At 69.5% G+C, this 23,060-nt stretch carries 19 protein-coding genes; 8 read left to right on the top strand and 11 right to left on the bottom strand.

Features of this window, described 5'->3' with window-relative positions; all coding sequences use genetic code 11:
- The first annotated feature begins 57 nt into the window (after positions 1–57).
- From J7I98_RS05975 to J7I98_RS05990, 4 genes are all read left to right on the top strand, one after another.
- Positions 58–2,637 (top strand): bifunctional FO biosynthesis protein CofGH, encoded by a 2,580-nt coding sequence (locus J7I98_RS05975; RefSeq protein WP_214919508.1) that lies wholly within the window; start codon positions 58–60, stop codon positions 2,635–2,637.
- Positions 2,638–2,751: 114 nt separating this feature from the next.
- Positions 2,752–3,261 (top strand): hypothetical protein, encoded by a 510-nt coding sequence (locus J7I98_RS05980; RefSeq protein ID WP_214919509.1) that lies wholly within the window; start codon positions 2,752–2,754, stop codon positions 3,259–3,261.
- Positions 3,262–3,310: 49 nt separating this feature from the next.
- Positions 3,311–4,735 (top strand): flotillin family protein, encoded by a 1,425-nt coding sequence (locus J7I98_RS05985; protein ID WP_214919510.1) that lies wholly within the window; start codon positions 3,311–3,313, stop codon positions 4,733–4,735.
- Positions 4,736–4,959: 224 nt separating this feature from the next.
- The gene (locus J7I98_RS05990; protein WP_214919511.1) at positions 4,960–6,075 is read left to right on the top strand and encodes an ADP-ribosylglycohydrolase family protein; all 1,116 of its coding nucleotides are present in this window, start codon (positions 4,960–4,962) and stop codon (positions 6,073–6,075) included.
- Here the strand turns inward: J7I98_RS05990 and J7I98_RS05995 are convergent.
- The gene (locus tag J7I98_RS05995; RefSeq protein ID WP_214919512.1) at positions 6,035–7,630 is read right to left on the bottom strand and encodes a sodium:solute symporter family protein; all 1,596 of its coding nucleotides are present in this window, start codon (positions 7,628–7,630) and stop codon (positions 6,035–6,037) included. The two genes, J7I98_RS05990 and J7I98_RS05995, sit on opposite strands and share 41 nt — an antisense overlap.
- 217 nt (positions 7,631–7,847) lie before the next feature.
- On the bottom strand, positions 7,848–8,630 hold the full coding sequence (locus tag J7I98_RS06000) for an SDR family oxidoreductase (protein WP_214919513.1): 783 nt from the start codon (positions 8,628–8,630) through the stop codon (positions 7,848–7,850).
- Between the two features lie 85 nt (positions 8,631–8,715).
- Here J7I98_RS06000 and J7I98_RS06005 point away from each other — a divergent pair, with 85 nt between their 5' ends.
- The gene (locus tag J7I98_RS06005) at positions 8,716–9,555 is read left to right on the top strand and encodes a hypothetical protein (RefSeq protein WP_214919514.1); all 840 of its coding nucleotides are present in this window, start codon (positions 8,716–8,718) and stop codon (positions 9,553–9,555) included.
- Between the two features lie 127 nt (positions 9,556–9,682).
- Here J7I98_RS06005 and J7I98_RS06010 read toward each other — a convergent pair whose 3' ends face one another.
- From J7I98_RS06010 to J7I98_RS06020, 3 genes are all read right to left on the bottom strand, one after another.
- Entirely contained in the window at positions 9,683–9,892 is a 210-nt protein-coding gene (locus J7I98_RS06010) for a DUF397 domain-containing protein (protein ID WP_214919515.1), read from the bottom strand.
- 169 nt (positions 9,893–10,061) lie between these two features.
- Positions 10,062–10,919: a helix-turn-helix transcriptional regulator gene (locus J7I98_RS06015; RefSeq protein ID WP_214919516.1), complete on the bottom strand. Its 858-nt coding sequence runs from the start codon at positions 10,917–10,919 to the stop codon at positions 10,062–10,064.
- Positions 10,920–11,193: 274 nt separating this feature from the next.
- A complete protein-coding gene (locus J7I98_RS06020; RefSeq protein ID WP_214919517.1) occupies positions 11,194–11,934 on the bottom strand; it encodes a GPP34 family phosphoprotein in 741 nt (246 codons plus the stop codon).
- 215 nt (positions 11,935–12,149) lie between these two features.
- Here J7I98_RS06020 and J7I98_RS06025 point away from each other — a divergent pair, with 215 nt between their 5' ends.
- Both J7I98_RS06025 and J7I98_RS06030 read left to right on the top strand, forming a co-directional pair.
- Positions 12,150–15,065 carry a D-alanyl-D-alanine carboxypeptidase gene (locus tag J7I98_RS06025; RefSeq protein ID WP_308377683.1) on the top strand — a complete coding sequence of 972 codons (2,916 nt, stop codon included), beginning with the start codon at positions 12,150–12,152 and terminating at the stop codon, positions 15,063–15,065.
- A gap of 350 nt (positions 15,066–15,415) precedes the next feature.
- On the top strand, positions 15,416–16,801 hold the full coding sequence (locus J7I98_RS06030; protein WP_308377684.1) for a glycosyltransferase family 39 protein: 1,386 nt from the start codon (positions 15,416–15,418) through the stop codon (positions 16,799–16,801).
- A gap of 3 nt (positions 16,802–16,804) precedes the next feature.
- Here the strand turns inward: J7I98_RS06030 and J7I98_RS06035 are convergent, their stop codons facing one another.
- Both J7I98_RS06035 and tnpA read right to left on the bottom strand, forming a co-directional pair.
- Positions 16,805–17,041 carry a hypothetical protein gene (locus J7I98_RS06035; protein ID WP_214919519.1) on the bottom strand — a complete coding sequence of 79 codons (237 nt, stop codon included), beginning with the start codon at positions 17,039–17,041 and terminating at the stop codon, positions 16,805–16,807.
- A 75-nt stretch (positions 17,042–17,116) separates the two neighbouring features.
- A complete protein-coding gene (gene tnpA, locus J7I98_RS06040) occupies positions 17,117–17,545 on the bottom strand; it encodes an IS200/IS605 family transposase (protein WP_214919520.1) in 429 nt (142 codons plus the stop codon).
- Positions 17,546–17,596: 51 nt separating this feature from the next.
- On the opposite strand from tnpA, the gene J7I98_RS06045 reads away from it, so the two are divergent.
- Positions 17,597–18,811: an RNA-guided endonuclease TnpB family protein gene (locus J7I98_RS06045; RefSeq protein ID WP_214919521.1), complete on the top strand. Its 1,215-nt coding sequence runs from the start codon at positions 17,597–17,599 to the stop codon at positions 18,809–18,811.
- A 51-nt stretch (positions 18,812–18,862) separates the two neighbouring features.
- Here J7I98_RS06045 and J7I98_RS06050 read toward each other — a convergent pair whose 3' ends face one another.
- From J7I98_RS06050 to pgsB, 4 genes are all read right to left on the bottom strand, one after another.
- On the bottom strand, positions 18,863–19,540 hold the full coding sequence (locus J7I98_RS06050) for a TNT domain-containing protein (RefSeq protein WP_214919522.1): 678 nt from the start codon (positions 19,538–19,540) through the stop codon (positions 18,863–18,865).
- A gap of 108 nt (positions 19,541–19,648) precedes the next feature.
- The gene (locus tag J7I98_RS06055; RefSeq protein ID WP_214919523.1) at positions 19,649–20,728 is read right to left on the bottom strand and encodes a C40 family peptidase; all 1,080 of its coding nucleotides are present in this window, start codon (positions 20,726–20,728) and stop codon (positions 19,649–19,651) included.
- 31 nt (positions 20,729–20,759) lie between these two features.
- Positions 20,760–21,242: a poly-gamma-glutamate biosynthesis protein PgsC/CapC gene (locus tag J7I98_RS06060; RefSeq protein ID WP_214919524.1), complete on the bottom strand. Its 483-nt coding sequence runs from the start codon at positions 21,240–21,242 to the stop codon at positions 20,760–20,762.
- Positions 21,239–23,059, bottom strand: coding sequence for a poly-gamma-glutamate synthase PgsB (gene pgsB, locus J7I98_RS06065; RefSeq protein ID WP_308377685.1), 1,821 nt, complete (start codon positions 23,057–23,059; stop codon positions 21,239–21,241). The genes J7I98_RS06060 and pgsB overlap by 4 nt, the downstream gene beginning before the upstream one ends.
- Position 23,060 lies beyond the last annotated feature (1 nt).

Below are 23,060 nucleotides of genomic sequence, written 5' to 3' on the forward strand. Positions count from 1 at the left end.
GCACCTTTGACCGCTCCTGACCGGTTCCCTGTCGGTGGCCGCTCGTATGCTCGTGGAATGACGACGAGCGCACCGCAGGGACCCACCGCCAACGCCATGCGGCGCGCGCTCAGGCGTGCGCGGGACGGGGTGGCTCTCGACACCACCGAGGCCGCCGTGCTCCTCCAGGCCCGAGGCGAGGACCTCCAGGACCTCGCCGCTTCCGCCGCGCGGGTGCGGGACGCGGGGCTGGAGGCCGCCGGGCGGCCCGGGGTCATCACGTACTCGAAGAGCGTGTTCGTCCCGCTCACCCGGCTGTGCCGGGACAAGTGCCACTACTGCACCTTCGCGACCGTGCCCGGCAAGCTGCGCCGCGCCGGGCACGGGATGTTCATGTCGCCGGACGAGGTCCTGGACATCGCGCGTCGCGGCGCCGAACTGGGCTGCAAGGAAGCGCTGATCACTCTCGGCGACAAGCCCGAGGACCGGTGGCCCGAGGCGCGGGAGTGGCTGGAGGCCGAGGGGTACGACGACACCGTCGCGTACGTACGGGCGATGGCGATCCGCATCCTGGAGGAGACCGGGCTGCTGCCGCACCTGAACCCCGGCGTCATGTCCTGGACCGACTTCCAGCGCCTCAAGCCCGTGGCGCCCTCCATGGGCATGATGCTGGAGACGACCGCGACCCGGCTGTGGAGCGAGCCGGGCGGGCCGCACTACGGTTCGCCCGACAAGGAGCCGGCCGTGCGGCTGCGGGTGCTGGAGGACGCGGGGCGCTCGTCCGTGCCGTTCACCAGCGGGCTGCTCATCGGGATCGGGGAGACGTACGAGGAGCGCGCCGAGTCGCTGTTCGCGCTGAGGAAGGTGGCGCGCGCCTACCACGGCATCCAGGAGCTCATCATCCAGAACTTCCGCGCCAAGCCGGACACGGCGATGCGCGGCATGCCGGACGCGGAACTGGACGACCTGGTCGCCACGGTCGCCGTCGCCCGGCACATCATGGGCCCGTCGGGCAATCTGCAGGCCCCGCCGAACCTCGTCGACGGGGAGTACGCGCGGCTGATCGGCGCGGGCATCGACGACTGGGGCGGCGTATCGCCGGTCACGATCGACCATGTGAACCCCGAGAAGCCGTGGCCGCAGATCGAGGCCCTGGCCGAGCAGTCGGCGGCAGCCGGGTTCCGGCTGGAGGAACGGCTCTGCGTCTACCCGGAGTTCGTACAGCGCGGCGAGCCCTGGCTCGACCCGCGTCTGCTGCCGCACGTGCGCGCGCTGGCCGACCCGGAGACGGGCCTCGCGAACCCCGGCGCTCCCGTGCGCGGCCTGCCGTGGCAGGAACCCGACGAGGGCTTCACGTCCACCGGCCGCACCGATCTGCACCGCACCATCGACACCGAGGGCCGCACTGCCGACCGGCGTGACGACTTCGACGAGGTGTACGGCGACTGGGGCGCGCTGCGCGAGGCCGCGGCGCCCGGCATGGTGCCGTCACGTATCGACGGCGACGTGAAGGCCGCCCTCACGCAGGCCGCTGACGACCCGACGAAGCTCACCGACGACGAGGCGCTCGCCCTGCTGCACGCGGATGGTCCGGCGCTGGACGCCCTCACCCGTATCGCCGACGAGCTGCGGCGCGACGTGGTCGGCGACGACGTCACGTACATCGTCACGCGCAACATCAACTTCACCAACGTCTGCTACACCGGCTGCCGTTTCTGCGCCTTCGCCCAGCGCCGTACCGACGCCGACGCCTACACGCTGTCCCTGGACCAGGTCGCCGACCGGGCCCAGCAGGCGTGGGAGGTCGGCGCGGTCGAGGTGTGCATGCAGGGCGGTATCCACCCCGACCTGCCCGGCACGGCGTACTTCGACATCGCGCGCGCCGTGAAGGAACGCGTCCCGGGGATGCATGTGCACGCCTTCTCCCCGATGGAGGTCGTCAACGGTGCCACCCGCACCGGAATGTCGATCCGCGAGTGGCTGACGGCGGCGAAGGAGGCCGGGCTCGGGTCGATTCCGGGGACGGCCGCCGAAATCCTCGACGACGAGGTGCGCTGGGTCCTGACCAAGGGCAAGCTGCCGACCGCGACCTGGATCGAGGTCGTGAAGACCGCGCACGAGCTGGGCATCAGGTCCTCGTCGACCATGATGTACGGGCATGTGGACCAGCCGCGCCACTGGCTCGGCCACCTGCGCACCCTGGCAGGCATCCAGCAAGAGACGGGCGGCTTCACGGAGTTCGTGACGCTGCCCTTCATCCACACCAACGCGCCTGTCTACCTGGCCGGGATCGCCAGGCCCGGACCGACGGACCGCGACAACCGGGCCGTCACGGCCATGGCCCGCCTTCTCCTCCACCCTCACATCACCAACATTCAGACCAGCTGGGTCAAACTGGGCGCGGACGGTGCCGCCGAAATGCTGCGCTCCGGCGCCAATGACCTCGGCGGGACGCTGATGGAGGAGACCATCTCCCGGATGGCGGGCTCCAGTTACGGCTCGTACCGCTCCGTCCAGGATCTGATCGCGATCGCGGGCGCTGCCGGGCGGCCCTCGAAGCCGCGCACGACCCTGTACGGCGACGTACCGGAGGAGCGGCAGCAGGCAGCCCTCGCGTCGGACGGACATCTTCCGGAGTTGCTGCCGGTGCTGGAGTGAAGCGGCATTAGTAACGCGTAATGATTGCCGGAATCCGGCAATGCTTTCTGTCAGAGCTGCATGAGACCATCCCTTTGTTCAAGGGATCGGTGTACACGGGGGAGGGCGAGCGGGATGACTGTTTTTCTCGGTCTCGGCATTGCGGGGATCGTGCTGCTGGCTCTTTCGTTGATCTTCGACGGAATCCTTGAAGGGCTCTTCGGCGGAGTCCTCGACGGCCTCTTCGACGGACTGCTCTCGCTGCCCGTTGTCGCCGGATTCCTCTCGATGTTCGGCTTCGGCGGCGCCATCATGCTGGGTGCCACCGGCCTCGGCGGCGCGGCCGCCACGGGAGTCGGGCTGGCGGCGGGTGTCGCCGCGGGCTGGCTCGCATGGAAGTTCAGCCGCGCGCTGATGCGCGACCAGACCGACGCCACTCCGCGCGGCACCGACCTGGTCGGCACCTCCGGATCGGTCGTTACGGCCATTCCCGCCGACGGTTACGGCGAGGTGCTGCTGCGCCTCGCCGGGCAGCCGGTGAAGCTGGCGGCGAAGAGCGCCGTGCCGGTTGCGCGGGGCGCCGAGATCTGGGTGGAGGCATCGCTGTCGAGCACGTCGGTCGCGGTGCGCCCCGTCGAACGCTGACCAGCGCTTTCCTCATCATTACGTCACTACTTGCTACGGGGATTTCCTCATGAGTCCAGTCATCGTCGCTGTCGTGGGAGTCGTCGTACTCCTCGTACTGCTCGCACTCGTAGTGATCACTCGCTACAAAGTCGCGGGCCCCAGCGAGGCATTCATCATCACCGGCCGCCGCGGCAAGAGGTCCACGGACCCGGTCACCGGACAGATCTCCACCGACAACAGCGGCCAGAAGGTCGTCGTCGGCGGCGGCGTCTTCGTCGTGCCGTTCGTACAGCAGAAGTTCACGCTCGACCTCTCCAGCCGGCACATCCCGATCGCCGTACGCGGCGCGGTCACACTGCGCGGTGTGAAGGCCAACCTCGAAGGCGTCGCGATCGTCAAGGTCGGCGGCAGCGAGGACGCGATCAGGGCCGCCGCCCAGCGTTTCCTCCAGCAGCAGGACGGCATCGTCGGCTTCACCCAGGAAGTCCTGTCGGGCGCGCTGCGCGCCATCGTCGGCCGCATGTCGGTCGAGGACATCATCCGTGACCGTGCCGCGTTCGCGGGCCAGGTCGCGGAGGAGGCCGAGGCGAGCCTGTCGGGCCAGGGCCTGATCCTGGACGCCTTCCAGATCCAGGACATCACCACCGAAGGCTCCTACCTGGAGGACCTGGGCCGGCCCGAGGCCGCCCGTGCCCGCCAGGAGGCCGACATCGCCGAGGCCATCGCCAAGCAGGCCTCGGAGCAGGCGCGGCTGAAGGCGGCCGAGGAAATCGCCATCGCCGAGCGGACGTTCTACCTCAAGCAGGCCGAGATCCGCGTCGAGACGGAGGCTGCGTCCGCCAAGGCCAACGCCGCCGGTCCGCTCGCCGACGCCGCCCGCCAGCAGGAGGTTCTCGCCGAGCAGGAGAAGGTCGCCGAGCGCCAGGCCGCCCTGACCGACCGCGAGCTCGACACGAAGGTCCGCAAGCCGGCCGACGCGGCGCGGTACCAGGCGGAGCAGGAGGCGGAGGCGCGGCGTATCGCGCAGGTCAAGGAGGCCGAGGCGGACGCCGAGCGCTCCCGTCTCACCGGTGAGGGCGAGAAGCTGCACCGCGCGGCACTGGCCGAGGCGGTACGCATAGAGGGCGAGGCGAACGCCGCCGCCATTGCCGCGAAGGGTGCGGCGGAGGCCGAGGCGATGCGCAAGAAGGCGGACGCGTTCGCGCAGTACGGCGACGCGGCGGTGCTCCAGATGCTGGTCGAGGTGCTGCCGCAGGTGGTGGCCAAGGCGTCGGAGCCGCTGAGCGCGATCGACAAGATGACGGTGATCTCGACGGACGGTGCGAGTCAGCTGGCGCGGACGGTGACCGACAACGTCGCCCAGGGCGTGGAGCTGCTGACGTCCACGACGGGCGTGGACGTCGCGGAGCTGCTGAAGAGCATCACGCAGCGAGGCGTGAAGACGGCCCCGGAGCCGGCCGACGCGAACGGCCAGATCCCGATCACGGACTGACCCGAGCCGCGGGACCGCTCCGGACGCCGTTCGAGGACACGGGTCCGGGGCGGAGCTCCGCGCGGCGGCAGCCGCACGTGTCACAGCCGGGAAGGGGCGGGGTGGGGAACAAGCCACCGCCCCGAGCTCCGTCACCCGCCCCATCCGAACACCCCCTCCCCTTCGATTACAGTGCTGCGCCAGACGCCGATCGAACGCCGGTCGCACCGGGAAGGGCAGCAGTGGTGAGCGCACCAGTCACATCCGTTTGGGGTCGTGCCGAACAGCAGGACTTCCGCTCCCGGGTACGCGGCTGCCTCCTCGGCGGCGCGGTCGGCGACGCCCTCGGCGCGGGCGTCGCCGCCCTCACCCTGGACGAGATACGCGCAGCCCACGGCGCCGACGCCCTCACCGACCTCGCCCCCGCCTACGGCAGACGCGGCGCCATAACCGCCGGCACCCAGCTGACCCTCTTCACCGTCGACGGCCTCATACGGGCCCAGGTACGCCGCGACACAGGCGCCTGGCACCCGCCCACCGACGTACACCGCGCGCATCTGCGCTGGGCCGCGACCCAGAGCGACTGGGGCCCCGACGAGCGCCGCAAGGACAACGGCTGGCTCGCCCGCGAGGAGTGGCTCTACGCCCGCCGCGCCCCGTCCCGCGAGTGCCTCACCGGCCTCGCCGACGAAACCATGGGCACCCTCGACAGGCCGAGGAACCCCACCGCCCGCGACTCCGGCGCCCTCACCCGCTCCGCACCCTTCGGCCTCCTCGTCGGCTGGGAGCCACAGCTCGTCTTCCAGCTCGCCGTCGAATGCGCCGCCCAGACCCACGGCCACCCCACCACGTACCTCTCGGCAGGCGCATTCGCCGTCGTCGTCCACGGCCTGGCGCGCGGCGAGACCCTCGACGGTTCCGTGCAGCGGGCCCTGGCCCAGCTCGCCGCTCGCCCCGGCCACCAGCCGGTGACGGACGCCCTCAAGCAGGCCCTCGGCTCCGTACGCCAGGGCATCCCGAGCCCCGCCAGGGTCGAATCCCTGGGCGGTGGCCGTACCGCCGAGGAGGTGCTCGCGGTCGCCGTCTACTGCGCACTCGTCGGCGAGGACATCCGCCACGCCCTGTGCCTCGCCGTGAACCACAGCGGTGCCTCGGACGCGACCGGCGCCCTGTGCGGCGGCCTGCTCGGCGCCCTCCACGGCGAGACCGCGCTGCCGCCGGGCTGGCTGGCGGAGCTCGAAGGGCGCAGCACGGTCCTCGAACTCGCCGACGACTTCGCGATGGAGATGACCCAGGGCCCGGCCCTGCACGGTCCGGCCGTCAACGCGCCCGGCTGGCTGGCCCGCTATCCGAGGGCGTGACGGCGACCGTCGCATCACCCGGCGCCGCCGGAACAGGCACACCCGCCGCACCGCCCGAAGGCTCGTCGCCGTCCGAGTCGTCGTCCGAATTGATCCGCGCCAGCACCGCATCCCGCTCCGGCGTGTCCTCCGGCTTGATGAAGCCGACCAGGATGTACAGCACCAGCGACACGGCCAGCGGCACCGACACCTGGTACTGCGTCGCGACCCCCTCCATCCCGTAGTTCACCACCCAGAAGGCGAAGAGCCCGCACGCCCAGGAGACCAGCGCCGCCGTCGGCCCGGACTTACGGAAGCGGGGCAGCAGGCCGAGCATGAACGGGATCGCGATGGGCCCCATCAGACCCGCGACCCACTTGATGACGACCGTGATGATGTCCTTGAACGCCGGCGAGTTGACCTGGGTCGCGATCGCCATCGACAGCGCGAGGAACGCCACGGTCGACAGCCGGGCGGCCACCAGGCCGGCCTTCTGCGACCAGCCGCGCGCCTTCGCCGACAGGGCGGGCGCGATGTCGCGGGTGAAGACGGCGGCGATGGCATTGGCGTCCGAGGAGCACATGGCCATGGTGTGCGAGAAGAAGCCGACGATGACCAGGCCCAGCAGGCCGTGCGGCAGCAGTTGTTCGGTCATCAGGGCGTACGAGTCGGACGCGTCCGGCTTCTGCGCGTCGACCAGCAGCGGGGCGCACCACATGGGGAAGAAGAGCACCAGTGGCCACACCAGCCACAGGGCCGCGGACAGGCGGGCCGAGCGGGTGGCTTCGCGGGCGGTCGCCGTGGCCATGTAGCGCTGGGCCTGGTTCCACATGCCGCCGGAGTACTCGAAGGTCTTGATGAAGAGATAGGCCAGCAGGAACATCATGGTGAAGTCGCCGGTCAGCGGGTCGCTGTGGTGCTCGGGCAGCTTGTCCCACACGGTCCACACCGCGCTGAATCCGCCGAGCTCGCCCATCACCGCGATCAGCATCGCGAGACCGGCGAAGAGCTGGATGATGAACTGCCCCAGCTCGGTGAGGGCATCGGCCCACAGCCCGCCGACCGTGCAGTAGATACCGGTGATGATGCCGGTGATCAGGATGCCCTGGTTGAGCGAGATGCTGGTGAAGACGGTCAGCAGGGTCGCGATCGCCGCCCACTTGGCGCCCACGTCCACGATCTTCAGCAGGACGCCGGACCACGCGAGTGCCTGCTGGGTGGGCATGTTGTAGCGGCTCTTGAGGTACTCCAGCGGCGAGGCGACATGCAGTTTGGACCTGAGCCGGTTGAGCCGGGGCGCGAAGAGGCTGGATCCGATCGCGATGCCGATCGCGATGGGGAAGGACCACGTCACGAACGACGTGACGCCGTACTTGTACGCGATTCCCGCGTAGCCGGTGAACATGACCGCGCTGTAGCCGGACATGTGGTGCGAGATGCCGGACAGCCACCAGGGCATCTTCCCGCCGGCGGTGAAGAAGTCGCTGACGTTGTCCACGCGTTTGTGGGACCAGATGCCGATCGCGACCATCACGCCGAAGTAGCCGATGAGCACGACCCAGTCGAGACTGTTCATGTGCCCCCTCCAGGGGTCTGGTCCGCCTTGTGAACGCCGTTCATGGTGTGGTCAGTTGAGCGGCCGCGGCAACGCATCGAGAGGTCAAGAGCAAGTAAAATCGTTCTGCTTGGTGATCTGAGTTCAGGAATATGAACAACTGTGGGGCGCAAAAAGGGCCGCACGGGGAGGGTTCGCCCGTGCGGCCCGAGGTGACGAGAACGTACGACTCCGGCTGCTAACGCATGAGTTCACCGGCGTTGACGAGCAACGACTGGCCGGTGATCGCTCGCGCCCGGTCGGAGGCCAGGAACGCCGCCGCCTCCGCGACATCCCCGTCCGTGGCCAGCTCCGGCAGCGCCATCCGCCCGGTGAGCCGGTCCAGTACCTCGGCCTCCGGCACGCCCTCGGTGTGCGCGGTGAACCGTACGTACGCCTGGACCGGCGGCCCCCACATCCACCCCGGCAGCACCGTGTTGACCCGTATCCGGTGGGGGCCGAGCTCGCGCGCCATCGAGTACATCGCCGAGGTCAGCGCGCCCTTCGACGCCGCGTACGCCGCCTGCTGGACCTGCGAGGGCGCGGCCACCGCCGACTGCGTACCGATGATGACCACCGATCCGCCCCGCTCCTTCAGGCCGGGCAGGCAAGCACGGGTCATCCGCAGCGTGCCGAGCAGGTTTACGTCGATGACGCCGTGCCAGGTCTCGAAATCGGCGTCCTCAAGGCCGCCGAAGTAGCTGTCCCAGGCGGCGACATGGATGACCCCGTCGATCCGCCCGAACCGCTCGACCGCGAGCGCCGCCAGCGCCTCGCACTGCGCCTCGTCGGAGATGTCGGTGGCCAGGTGGGCGGTGTGCGCACCCGAGGGGTCGATCTCGGCGGCGGCCTTGGCGAGGTTCGCCGCGGTGCGCGCGCCGAGGACCGCGTTGCCCCCGTCCCGTACGACGGTCGCGGCGATCCGGTGGCCGAGCCCGGCGCCGACCCCCGACACGATGACGGTCTTCCCCTGAAGCAACATGCTCGCCTCCGGCCTCTGGCAGTTTGTCTGACGGCCCGTCAGAGTAGGGGCGTCCGGCACCGGAAGGAAGGGATCGGGGAACGGTATGAGCGAGCAGACGCGCAGTGAGGCGTACGCGGAACTGGCCTCCACAGGTCCGTACGGGGTCCGTCCCGGCCATGCCCTGATCACCATGGTCGAGCCCCATCCCGGCCACGAGTACGCGTACAACCGCTGGTACGAGGACGACCACTACATCGCCGGTGCGATGGCCATGCCCTGGATGTACGCGGGGCGCCGCTGGGTGGCGACGCGCGAGCTTCAGCTCCTGCGCCACCCGGAGAAGTCCGCCGTCGCCCGGCCCGTCACGGCCGGCTGCTACCTCTCCACGTACTGGGTCACCGAGGGTCGCTACGACGAGCACATGAAGTGGACCGTCGGGATCAACAAGCGGCTCAATCGCGACGGCCGCGTCTACCGGGACCGTACGCACGTCTTCACGGCCTTCCAGGACCACGAGGCGACGGTCTACCGCGACGGCGCGGCGGGCCCGCGCGACTACCACGCCCTCGACCACCCGTACCAGGGGCTGGTATTGGAGGTGATCGACGCGGAAGGGCCGGAGCAGCGCGCCGAGTTGCTGGAGTGGCTGCGCTCGACGTATCTGCCGAAGCGGCTGGCAGGCTCCCGCGCTGCGATGGTCACGGTCTTCCGGCCGACACCGCTGCCGGGCGACCGGATGACGTACGTGAAGCAGGTCGAGGGGGTCGACACCCGGCTGACGCTGCTCTGGTTCCTGGAGGCCGACCCGCGCGAGGCGTGGGAGGAGCGGTTCGGCGGCCTGGACGGGGAGGTGGCCGCTTCGGGGCTCGGGCGGGTGGAGCTGGTGGCGCCGTTCATTCCGACAGTGCCGGGGACCGACCGGTACGTGGACGAACTGCGCTGAGGCGCCGGTCGCCGACGAGTACGGATGTGTACGTGTGCGTACGGACGAGTACGCCAGAGCCCTCTCGGCCAGGACGGCGAACCGGTCGAGAGGGCTCACTTCGGTCGTGCCGTGTACGGACGGGCGGTCAGCTGAGGCTGAAAGTCCCCTGGCCGACTCCGCCCACGAACGCGCTCCAAGAACCGGGGGCGAAGGTGATCGAAGGGCCCTCGGGGGCCTTCGAGTCCCGTACCGCGATGGCGTGCATGACGGGGGACTTGACCTCTACACATGCGCCGTTGCCCCCGGAGTACGAGGACTTCGTCCAGGTGTCCGTAGCGCCCTGAAGAATTGCCATGTTCACTCCGATGTAGCTGGTGAGGTGTGACTGACGCCAACGTTCTTGATGGCGTGAGCGACGCTACTCGCCAACTTCTCGGCGTGAACCGGTCGTTCACCCGACCGGATGGCATATTCCGGAGCGCCTTCCGCTTCGCGGCGGCGACGGTGTACCGTACCGGCGCCTGTCAGCGGGCGTACTCCTTGGCGATGTCCGCGATGAACTGCCGCGAGGCCTCGACATTCAGCGCCTGGGCGCGCAGATGCTCGTACATCACGCTGTACTTCTGGACGTCGTTCGCCTTCTCCAGATACAGGTCGCTCGTCACCCCCTCGATGTAGACCACGCTGGAGTCCGAGGCGTCCGGGAACTCCAGGACCGCGTAATGGCCGCTGATGCCGGGGTGCGCGCCCATTTCGAAGGGCAGTATCTGGACGGTCACGTGGGGCAGTTGCGACTGCTCCACCAGGTGCTCCAGCTGTTCCCGCATCAGCTGCTTGTCGCCGACCAGGCGGCGCAGCGCGGCCTCGTCGATGACGGCCCACAGGCGCAGGGGATTCTCGGCCGCGAGGATTCGTTCCTGCCGGCGCAGTCTCACCTTCACGCGTTTCTCGACGTCGGTGGGGCCGGTCTCGGGCAGTGCGCCGGTGATGAGTGCCTCGGCGTACTGCGGGGTCTGGAGCAGGCCCGGGACGATCTGGGGGTCGTAGACGCGCAATGAGGCGGCGTCCGTCTCCAGGCCGATGTAGACGCTGTACGGGATGTCGCCGAAGGCGTGCCACCAGCCCTGCTGGCGGGAGTCCTTGGCCATCTGCATGAGCGAGTCGACGATGCGGTGGTCCTCGACCTCGTACACACCGCACAGGTCGCGTACGTCGCGCTGGCTGATCGAGCGGCGGCCGTTTTCGAGGCGGCTGATTTTTGACTGGGAGACCAGCAGGCGCTCCGCCACCTCCTCGGCCGTCATGCCCTTGAGCTCGCGGAGCCGGCGGAGCTCCTGGCCCAAACGGCGGCGCCTGACGGTGGGGTTGACGTTGGACGGCACGGGAACTGCACCTCCGGCTGATGCGTTGTGCGTATGTACGGCTGTTCGGCCAGCACGCTCTACTGCTCAGCAGACTGCCACCATGTGCCTGGCCGCGCTGGAGAATGGCCACACGCGGTGCCGACGCGAACGCGCGGGGTGGTGGTCCGGCCCTCGTCCAGGACGGCTGGTCCACTACCCCGCGCGCTTTGGTGCGGCTCCCGAACCGGGTCTTTGGGGACGTCGGTGCGGCGCTGGTCGTACTGCTCTTGCTCTTGCTGCCGGATGGTGCGGCTCAGTGCGCTGCGACGCGGGCCATGCCGTCGCGGCGTGACTGTGCCTGATGCTGCGGCTGCATCGGTACGGACGGCTGAGGCCGGCCACCCGGTGCCTGTGCACGGCGTGGCTGTGCGGCCACACCGTTCTGGACGTCCATCACGGCGTGCGCCACGAGACCGCCCATGGGGTCGTGCCTGATCAGATCCCTGAGACGGGAGCGCGATGAACGCCCCTCGTTGCCGGGGTAGAGGTGCTTGCCGAGCCCCACTGCGTGAGCGAGCGCGGCGAGCGCCGCGGTCCGCGGGTCCGGCGGTACGCCGGTGCGGATCGCACTGTCCAGCCGGGACCTGATTTCCCTGCTGATCGCCGTTTCCGTCGCCTGGTAGCGAGTTGTCGGCAGTACCCCGCACATCTGACCCGCCACGGCATGGACCATGCCGCATCGTTCCAGATGCGAAAGGTACGTCTGGCGGAGCCCCAGCCGGGGCCCGCCGATCCAGTGGACAGCCCGGACCGGGCTGCCGCGCCTGCGCAGCAGTTCCAGTGCGGAGTCCAATGTCGGATCTCCTGTCGGCCGTGCCATCACCACGGCGATACGATCCCCGTCTGGGGCTATCCGTCCTGCCAGAGCCAGCTCCACTAGCTGTGCCCCGGCCAGGCCGAGGTCGAGCGACTGCGGCTGCGCTGTGGTACCCGTGGTCGGGTCCAGAGCGAGCAGCAGAAGCTCCTCCGGAATCGTTCTGCGGCTCCTGCCCATCCATGCCTCCCCGCGTGGATGAATGACAGGGTGACCCCTCTCACATTCATCTGTCGAGAGCGCCTGGGTGCTTCGTACGGGAACCGGCAGGTATGTCGTTCTCGTCTAGCGAGGAGGCCGGGGTCTCAGACAGGACACTGGTACATGGTTCGGACATCGGACTTCGGACTGATGGACAGCGGGCGTAAGCGCGGGCGCGTATGAAGGAGGCATCGGTGGCGGGCGAGTCCCCCGACAAGTCGGAGCAGCGGAAGTCGTCGGGGGAGACGACTCCGGGCGAACGCGACCCGAGGCTCGCCGTCTTCCGGGAATCGGCCGCGAGGCCGAACCAGGACGACGGCGCTGCCCTCGATGCGGGTCACGTGGACCAGCCGACGGCAATCTTCAAGATGCCCACGAAAACCCCGCCTGAGGAGCCCACGAAGCCCTCTGTGGCCCCCGAGGGCGATGCGCGCCTCCGGGCGGCGGTGGCGGCATGGGTGGCGACCTCGGACGGCGACACGCCGGACGCGGACGAATCGGGCGCTGCGTCTGCCGGCGCGGCCTCCGACGACGCGGCTGCCGGTACGGCCCCCGACGGCGACGCCGGTACGGCGCCTGCCCGGGCTTCGGCCGACGCGGCTGCGAACGAAGCCGGCGAGGCCTCTGCCGACGCGGCTGCCGGTGCCGACTCCGACGGCGACGAGCCGTCGGCGGACGCCACGGACTCCGCCCACGCTCCGGCTGCGAGCGCAGACGCCGACGCTTCCGCGACCGATGGGGCCGCCGCTGATGGCGACGAGCCGTCGGCGGACGAGAGCGCCCCGGACGCGGGTGCGGCTGCTCGCAGTGACGAACTTTCGCCGGATACGGACACCCCGGACGAGTCCGACGCACAGGCGTCCGGAGCCGAGGATGTCCGGTCCGGTGCCAGCGACGACGCCCCCAGCGCGGCCGACAGCGCTGCGGCCGTGTCGCAGTCCGATGTGGATGTGTCCAGCGCCAAGGACGGCAGGGCCGCGAGCGAGCCCGACGCATCCGACGCTGACGCGGTCCCGGGGTCCGAAGACGGCTCCGGTGACGGCGCGACCGCAGGTGCCGCGGCTGGGTCGCGGGCGGATGCGGACGTGTCTGGCGCGGATGCGGAATCGGAGTCCGAAGGTGGCTCCGGTAGTGGCGCTGAGGCTGGGGCGAGCGCGGCTCGTGCCGAGGGCGGGCGGGTTGCCGCCGGCCGCGGTGAGTCTGCGGCTGACGACGACGTCCCTCGCGGGGGCGGCGCACCCGGCGGCCCTGTGGCCAGGGCGCAGGAGGACGCGGAAGCGTCCGAGGCCGAGGATGGTTCGGGCCGTACCGCCTTGGGCGGCGACGCCGAGGCGGAATCCGCGTCCGAGGGTGGCTCCGGTGCCGGTGCCGTCGGCGGTCCTGCGGCCGACGCGCAGGCGGACGTGGAAGTGGCCGAGGCCGAGGACGGTTCGGGCCGTACCGGCGAGGCGGAATCCGCCGCCGACGGTGGCTCCGGTGGTGGGGCGGCCGGCGGGCAGGGCGACGCCGGTGGTGCCGGGGGTGGCGTGGATCAAGCCACTGCCGTCTTCAAGGCCGTCCGGCCGCGTGCGGCCATCGACCAGCCGACCACCGCGCTCAAGAGCGTCGGCCCGCCCAAGGCTCCGAAGCCCGCGCCGAAGCCCGCTCCGGAGTCCGCCGCCGAGCGGACCAGCAAGTTCGTGCCGCTCATCAAGCCGGACGACGTACGGCCGCCGGCCCGGAAGCCGGAGAGTCCGCAGTCGCCGCAGGGGGCGGGCAAGCCTGCCGCACCCGCACCCGGCGCCCTTCCCGAGGCCGAGCGGACCCGGCAGCAGCCCTTGCCGCCGCTGCCTCCGCTCGATCTGCTCGCCGAGCTGACGAACACCCCGCCCCCGCCGGAAACCCCCGTGCGGAACGCCCTGCGGCGGGTCAAGATCTGGACGCCGCTGGTTCTGCTGCTGGTGATCGTCTTTGCGGTCGTACAGTTCCTGCGGCCGCTCCCCGCGCCCGCGCTCGCGCTGACCGCGAAGGCGACGTACACCTTCGAGGGCGGCGCGCTCGACATGCCGTGGCCCGAGGAGGGCCAGTCGGCCGTCGAGGTCCAGGGCGTCGGAAGCATCGGTACGCACGGGGCGCAGAAGGCCGCGCCGATCGCCAGTGTGACGAAGGCGATGACGGCGTACGTGATCCTCAAGGAGCACCCGCTCAAGGGTGACGACAACGGCCCGAAGATCACGGTCGACGAGCAGGCCGAGAAGGAGTCCAAGGCCGCCGACGAGTCGACCGCCGCGATCAAGGAGGGGCAGGAGTTCACCGAGCGGCAGATGCTTCAGCTGCTCATGATCCCGTCCGGCAACAACGCGGCGCGGCTCCTCGCCCGCTGGGACGCCGATTCCGAGGCCGAGTTCGTCAAGAAGATGAACGACGCGGCCAAGGACCTCGGCATGAAGAACACGACGTACACCGACCCGAGCGGCCTCGACGCCACCACGGTGAGCACCGCGACCGACCAGCTCAAGCTGGCCAAGGCGGTCATGGAGAACGACGTGTTCCAGGAGATCGTCAACACGCCCGAGATCGAGATCCCGGGCATCGACGGCAAGATCTACAACAACAACAAGATCCTTCTGGAGCCGGGCGTGAGCGGCGTCAAGACCGGTTCCTCCACGCCCGCCGGCGGCAATCTCCTGTGGTCCGCCGACACCATCGTCGACGGCAAGAAGCGGCGGATCGTGGGCGCCGTGATGGGTCAGCAGACCGGCACGACGCTCGACTCCAAGCTGCAGCTCGCGATCACCAACAGCCTCAAGCTGATCCAGGCCGCCCAGCGGGACGTCACGTCGGCCACCGTCGTGAAGAAGGGCGACGTGGTGGGTTACGTCGACGACGGGCTCGGCGGGCAGACGCCGGTCGTCGCGACGAAGAACCTCAACGCGGTCGGCTGGCCCGGCCTGAAGGTGGAGCTGGCGATCTCCGACAGCGGCAAGCCGCTGCCGCACGCGGCGAAGGCGGGCACCGAGGTCGGCCAGGTGACCGTCGGCACTGGGCCCGGCCAGGTCAAGGCGCCGGTCGCGCTGCAGAAGGACCTCGTCGAGCCGGGCTTCAGCGAGAAGCTGGCGCGCGTGGGGTGACGAAAGCCCGATGAGCAAGGTGCTGCCGCCGGATGCGAGAACCGGCGGCAGTACCCGTTCCAGGAGTAATGGATACGGGCTTCGTGCGGGCTGTCGCCTTTGCCTGAGTGAATCGTTTCGCCGACGCCTGCGCGAGGCGCCCCGAACTCGGCGCAGAGCGCGCAACGTTCGCTCTCGTACGCTTGCCCGTTAGTGTGGAGCGCCCGGCGCGGCGCTCCGTGACGTGTGCACATATCTGCCCCCCTCACAGGGAGTCCGCCATAAGTACCACGCTGAAGGTTTCGCCGGCCGTCGACGCCGAACGCCCTGCGTGGAAGTCGCGGACCACAGCTGCGCTGGTCCCACTGACGGTGACGCTCCTGTTCGGGCTGTGGGGCATCCGCAGGCAGGGCAGTGTCTGGCGGGACGAAGTCGTGACGTACGACATGGCGCACCGCACCCTGCCCGAGCTGTGGCACACGCTCCAGAACTTCGACGCCGTGCACGGCCTGTACTACCTCTTCATGCACGGCCTGTTCGCCGTCTTCGGCGGGGACGTGATCACCCTGCGGCTCCCGTCCGTACTGGCAACGGCCGCGGCCGCCGCCGGCATCGGGCTGCTCGGCCACCGGTTCGCGGGGGAGCGCGCGGGCGTGTTCGCCGGGCTGGTCTTCCCGCTGATACCCGCCGTGCAGCAGTACGCGCAGGAGGGCCGCTCGTACGCGCTGGTGTGCGCGATCGTCACCTGGGCCACCTACCTACTGGTGTGCGCCGCGACCCGGCCCACCAGAGGGCTCTGGGTCGCCTACACGGCGGCCGCGCTGACTGCCTGTCTGCTCCACGAGTTCGCCGTACTGATGCTGACGGCGCACGGCGCGACCATGCTGCTCTCCGAGGTGCCGCGCCCGGTCAAGCGGGCCTGGACCGTGGCCGCCGTCTGCGTCGTCGCCGGGCTCGCGCCGCTCGCCGTCTTCAGCATGGGGCAGTCGGAGCAGATCCGCTGGATCATGTGGCCCGACCCCGTACAGCTGCTGAGCTTTGTGGCTCTGGCCGTGGTGGGGCTGTGGTGCGCGCGCACCACCCCGGTGCGTACGAGCGGGCCGATCCGGCTGCGGACGCTCGCCGTTCCGATGCTGATCCTGCCCACGGTCTTCCTCCTGCTGGCCTCCCAGCTCAAGCCGATGTTCGTGGACCGCTATGTCCTCTATTACGTCATAGGGTTCGCGCTGCTGACGGGCGCGGCGCTGGACCGGGCGGTCCGGTCGCACAGCGGGCGGTGGGCGTGGGCATGGTGCCTGGCGCTGGCGGCGGTCCTGGTGCCCGTACTTGCCGTGGGCGCGCATCTGCGGAGCCCGGAAAGCCGCGTGGACGACGCCACCGCCGTGACGCAGGCGGTGCGGGAAGCGGCGGAGCCCGGCGACGGTCTGCTCTTCACGCCGTCAAGGCGGCGCGTATGGACCCTCGCCCAGCCGGCGGCGTACAGGGACTACCGCGACCTGGCCCTGACCCGGGCGGTGGACACCTCCGCCTCGCTGTACGGCGAGGAGATCCCGGCGGCGCAGATACGCGCACGCATGCTGGCCTCCGACCGCATCGTCGTACTCGGCGATCCCGAGGGGGATCCGGTCGACACGACCGAGCAGGAGGTCATGAAGCGCACGACGCTGCGGGAGCACTTCGAGGAGTGCAGCAGCAAGGAGGTCACCGGGGCGCGGATCACGGTCTACGCGCGCCCCGGTCACTGCTCGGCCGGTTGAAAGTCACCCCGTCAGCAGCCGCAGCAGATGCGCGCACGCATCGGCCTCACTGAGATGCCGCAGACCGACGTGGTATGCGCCCCGCTCGTACACGCCGGTCTCCCACCCACCGGCCGGATCCTCCCGAAGGAAGACGAAGTCCGGGGGAGTGGGAGCCGGTTCGTGCACGCCCGCGATCCGGTAGTAGCCGTCGGGGACGCCGGCGGCCAGCAGTGCGGCCCGGAGGCGGATTCGTTCCATCCCTGATCTTCGCAGGGAATCACGGCCTTCAGGCCGGGAGGGAATGCGATCTTTGGCCTGCTCTGACCCGTTAGGTTAGAGCAGGCGTTTCTGCTGCTCGATGTACTGGCGGACGATAGACAGCGGTGCGCCACCGCAGGACCCTGCGAAGTAGGACGGCGACCAGAAACGGCCGTGGATGGTGGCGCGGTTGGTGCGGTCGGTGAACTCCTGCCGCAAGTAACGGGAAGAGACACCCTTCAAGCTGTTGACCAGCTTGGACAGAGCAACCTTCGGCGGATAGTGCACCAGCAGGTGCACGTGACCCTCTTCGCCGTTGAACTCCTTGAGTTCCGCCTCGAAGTCCTGGCAGACGTTCCGCATGATCTCTTCGCAGCGCGTCAGCATCTCGTCGTTGAACACACCTCGCCGGTACTTGGTGACGAACACCAAGTGCACGTGCAGGTTGTAGATGACGTGGTTTCCACGACGGATGTCGGGATCGGGTTCCCAGCGTGGTGACATACACCAAGGGTAGTATGATCGAGTGAACTCGACCGGACGGGGGTGGGCTGGATGATCCGTGCGTACAAGTTCCTCATGCGGCCCACCGTCCGGCAGGGCCAGGCGCTCGGCGAGATGCTGCGGGATCACTGCTCGCTCTACAACGGGGCGTTGCAGGAACGCCGGGATGCTTACCGGCATACCTCGAAGACCACCGTCCGGTACGGGATGCAGTCGGCGCAGTTGAAAGACATCCGGGCTTTCGACCGGGAGCGCCAGGGGCGTTGGTCGTTCTCGTCCCAGCAGGCCACGCTGCGCCGATTGGACAAGGCGTTCACGGCGTTCTTCCGCCGGATCAAGTCCGGGGAGACGCCCGGGTATCCGCGCTTTCGTGGGGTGAACTGGTTCGACACGGTCGACTTCCCCAAGGACGGCGACGGCTGCCGGTGGGACTCCACCCCGCACGACCCTGTCACCCGCGTGCGCCTGCAAGGTGTCGGACATGTCAAGGTCAACCAGCACCGGCCCGTAGTGGGCAAGGTCAAGACGATCAGCGTCAAGCGTGAGGGCCGGAAGTGGTTCGTCGTGCTGACCGCCGAGCAGGAGCAGCCCGAGCCGCTGCCCGCGACCGGCAGCGTGGTCGGCATCGACCTGGGCATAGTGAACTTCCTCGCCGACTCCAATGGCGCCTTTGTGGAGAATCCGCGTCATGGCCGCCGCGCTGCCGCAAGGCTCGAAGCCGCGCAGCAGGCACTGTCCCGGTTCCCGCGCCGCAAGGCGAAGGACCGCACCGCCAACCACCAGCGGGCCGTGGATAAGGTCGCCGAGCTGCACGGCAAGGTGCGCCGCCAGAGGCTCGACCACGCGCACAAGACCGCTCTCGGTCTGGTCCGCGCACACGACTTCATCGCGCACGAAGACCTCAAGATCCGCAACATGAGCAAGGCCCCCGCGCCGAAACCGGACCCCGACCAGCCGGGCACCTTCCTGCCCAATGGGGGAGCCGCCAAGACGGGGCTGAACCGCTCGATAGCCGATGCCGGTTGGGGGGTGTTCCTGACGATCCTGCGCGCCAAGGCTGAAAGCGCCGGACGGGAAGTGATCGCCGTGGACCCCCGCAACACTTCACGCACCTGCCCAGAATGCGGGCACACAGCGAAGGAGAACCGGCCCACACAGGAGAAGTTCCACTGCCAGTCATGCGGCCACACCGCGCACGCTGACACAGTCGGGGCACTCAACGTCCTACGGGCCGGGCTGGTCCGTCGCGAAGCCCAACCGGCATAGCGAGAAGCCCCGCCCTTTAGGGCGGGGAGGAGTCACGGTCCTTCCGCGTTCTTACTTCGTCACTACCGGCGCCAGGTACCCGTGGTCGAGCAGCCACTTCACACTGAGCCGCTGCCCCTGCCCCGGGTCGAGGAAGGCCGGGTCGAGCTTGACCTGCTGCCCACGGCCGGGCTGCTCGAACCAGGGGGCGATGCTGCCCTGCCACACCGTGAAGGGCTTGGTGACGCGGTAGAGGTGGTAGTCGCAGGGGAACGCGGCGTCACGGGTGTTGAGGTTCTGCGGGGGCAGCGCCCTCTTCGCGTACGGGTCCCCGGCCGGCGCGAGGTACGAGCCGAACTCGGAGCCGAACCGGTCCAGTTCCTGCCCCTCCTCCAGTTCCTCGCGGTGCTTGTCCACCTCCCCGTTGACCTGGTCGAAACCGTCGTTCGGCGGATACTTCCAGCCACCGGAGTCCGCCGGGCCCTCCCAGTACTTCTTCAGGAACGCGTCCGGCGACAGCGCACCCGTCCGTTGGTACCCCTTGACCAGCGGCCCCACCGGCTTCTCCCACTTCCTCGGCAGCCGCTCGGGCCCCAGCCGCGCGTCCCCCTGGAACTGGCCGGTGCACGGCGCGGGCCGCAGCTTGCGGGCCTCGTCCGCCACGGCGAGCGGCGCGGCGGACGCGACTGGACCTGTCGCGATCACGGCGACGGCACCAAGTGCGGCCAGGACAGTGCGCATTCGATTCACCCGAGGTCTCCTCACAAGCCAACGACCGGTCAACCTCACGGAAGTTATCCGTACGGTCGCGGAAAGTGAACAGAGCCGCGCCGGGGGAAGGCTCCACCGGGGCAGGGCCTAGAGGCGCTTCGCGCTGCGCAGGGTGCTTGCGTAGTAACCGTTGCCGTCCAGGCGGGAGGTGCCGCCCTTGTCGCCGATGGTCGGGCCGTTGACCTCTTCGCGGCTCGACACGAAGATCTTGTGGCCGTCGGTGTCGTGGCCCATGTAGATGCCGACGTGGTCGATGCGGTCCTTGGTGCGCCCGTCGAGCTTGAAGAAGACCAGGTCGCCGGGCTGGAGTACGTCGATGGACTTCGGGCGGGACTCCGGGCCCACACCCTCCAGTTCGATGACGTCGGCGCCGAGATCGGAGCGGGCCATGCCGTTGGCGGTGCGCGGCAGGCCGTCGCCGAGTTTGTCGGTGGCCATCAGCGGGAAGCGCGCGCGGTAGCCGAGGACGGTACGGATGAAGCCGGAGCAGTCCATGGAACGGGCGCGTATCGCTTCGGGCTGTGCGGTGGTGCCGTTGCGGAAGGTGTACGGGATACCGAGGTAGTCGTAGAAGTCGGACTCCTCCAGGCGGTAGTCGTTGCCCGGGGTGCCCTTGGGGTTGATCGGGCCGAAGTTGGCGTCACCGGCGTACGCGATGCCCTCGGAGTCCTTCTTCACGGGCGCCTGGTCGACGTACTGGAAGGCGATGGCGAAGAGGTCGTCCTCCTTGCTGCCGAAGAACTCCTTGAACCAGTCCTTGAACCACTGCTCCCGCTCGGCGCCCTTGCGCCACGGCTCCGGCATCAGCCGCACCCAGTCCTCGGTGACCACCCGGGACTTGGTGCTCGCGGGCTCGGTGAAGGAACGGCTGGGGCCGGTGAGAGTGGCGGTGCGGGCGCCGTCGGTGAAGGTGGCCAGAATCTCGCCGTTCTCGCCGCGCAGGAGGGTGCGCGCCGGGCTCTTCAGCCGTTCCCAGGTCTGCTTGCCGGACAGCCCGGAGCCCGAGGACTTCAGTGCCGGTGTGTCGGTGACGGCCTGAATGGCCGGGGCCTTGGCCTGCTCCTCCTTGCGGAGCTCCACGGTGAGGTACGCGCTGGCGGCGAGCAGGGCGATCACGGTGGCGGCGTGCAGCGCCTGGCGGGGGCCGCGCTTGGTCTTGGCACTCATGAGGTCAGCTCCGGGTGGGACGGGTCGACGGTCAGACGGTCGGCAGCGCGCCGAGCAGGATTCCGGCGGTGAGGACGACGTACGCCATGAGCGTCACCGAGCCGGTGGCGAGCAGGGTCGCGCCCTTGGGCTGGCGGACGAGCTGGTAGGCGATCAGGCCGGGGACGATGAAGCCGAGCGTCTGGTTGGTGTACATCAGCGGGAATTCCATCGACAGGACGATCATCAACGTCGCCTGGAAGAGGACACCGGTGAGGACGACGGCGGAGAACAGCCGCTTTCCGTAAAGGATCACCACACGCTGGACGGCGAGGGTGGCGACGTACGTCAGGACGGTGACGCCGACGACCATGGCCGCGCGCTGGAGATCCTCGACGAGGGTCAGGGCGAGCCAGCCCGGGGTGATCATGCCGCCGGGGGAAAGATTGGTCGTCAGGTAGCAGACCAGCGAGAACATCAGGCCCAGCGCGATGCCGATCGCGGCGATCTCGGGCGTGAGGACGGACGGGATCAACGGGGTTCTCCTGGGTTCTGCTGCTGCGCCGGTTTCACCGGCCGGGCCGGCTCGAACATTCCGCGCTGGGGCCGTGACGAGGGGGCTGCGGGTGGTGCGGGGGGTGCTGGGTGTGCGTGATGGCCGGACGCGTCGCCGTCGCCGAAACGCTGCGGCGGCACGGGCTTCGGCTGTACAGCCTTCTGCGGTGCGGGCCTCTGCGGTGCGGGCTTCCGCTGTACGGGCTTCTGCCGGGTGGGCTGCGGCGGTTCGGACTGGTACAGGACGGGCCGCGGAGGCGCGGGTTCGTTGGGGGTGGGGTGCTGCGTCGTCGGCTCGTAGCCGGCGGGCTGCCGGGGCGCGGGCTCGTCCAGGGACGGCTGTTGAGGCGCGACCTCGGTCGGGGCCGGGCGTTGCGGCGTGGGCTCGTACGGGGTCGGGCGCTGCTGGTAGCGCGTCTCGTACGCCTCCGGGTAGGGCTGGTACGGGTCGATGTACGGCTTGTACTGCTGGAGGGCGAGCGTCTCGTCGTCCCGGACAGCGGATGCGGCGGGAGCAGCAGGCTGCGAAGCCGACTCCGCGTCCGTCTGCGCTGCGACCGGCCCGCGCGCACGGGGCGGGGCGGAAGCCGTGGCAGGTGTCGCCTCGGCCGGGGTCTCGTCCGCCGGGAGTTCGGCGAGGTGCTCCAGCAGTACTTCGCCCTGCCCGTGGATGTTGCCGATCGCCACCAGCGACGAGTCCGGGCCGAGCTCACCGAGCAGCCGGCCCATGAACTCCTCCGGTGCACGCCGGTCACCGCCGAGGTCGACCGCGCGGTCCCGCCATTCCGCGGGGATCGCGTCGATCGCGCTCCTCGCCGGGTGGCCGATCACGAACACCTTCTCCGGCTGGAGGTCCGGGATGATCGCGCCCATCTGGCCGTTGCGCTCGACGCGGTCGGGACGGCAGTTGATGACGACGTTCAGCGGGCGGCTGATGGCGTCCAGGTCGAGCAGCTGATTGATGTTCATCAGCGTCGACTCGGGGTCGTTCGCCGCGAAGACATTCGCGAACCGCAGCCGCTTGCCGTCGTGGGTGGCGTACCGCTCGACGGAGAGCACACCCGGGTCCGGCGGGGCGTCGTACATGCCGCGCAGCGCCGTCTCGCGCTCCACACCCAGGAGTCCGGCGACGGTCAGCGCGATCGCGACGTTCTCCTTGAAGGTGAACCAGCTGAAGCCGCGCAGCTCCTCGTCGGTGACGGTCTCCGGATCGGCGTAGATGAGCCGGCAGTCGCGGGCGTCCGCCTCCTCCTGGAGGATGTGGAAGCGGTCCTGTTCGGCGGTGACGCAGATGCCGCCCTCCGGCATGGAGCGGGACAGCGAGCGCGCCACGTCGTCGAGGGTCGGTCCCATCTCGGCCAGGTGGTCCTCGCGGACGTTGCACAGCACGCCGATGGTGGACCGGATCAGCTTGGACTGGTTGATCTCCTGGAGTGCGGGCATGACGGCCATGCACTCGATGACCAGGGCGTCCGGGCTGTACGACGCCGCGCGCCGCACAATGCCTATCTGCTCCACCACATTGGCGATCCCGAACTTGCGGTAGACGGGCTCCTCGGTGGCGTCCGGGTGGATGAACCGGGCCGCGGTGCCGGTGGTCTTGGCGACCGTGACGAGGTCACCGCCGCGCAACGCGCCCGCGCACAGCCGGGTGATGGAGCTCTTGCCGCGGATGCCGTTGACCAGGACCCGGGTGGGGATCCGCTCCAGGTTGGTGAAGTGGCGGCGCTGTTCGACGATGCCGGCGACCAGCAGTACGCCGCAGCACACCATCAGAACGGTGTAGAGGAAGAGCACG

This window comes from Streptomyces sp. ISL-98 (assembly GCF_018614055.1).
GTDB classification, from domain to species: Bacteria; Actinomycetota; Actinomycetes; order Streptomycetales; family Streptomycetaceae; genus Streptomyces; species Streptomyces spiramyceticus.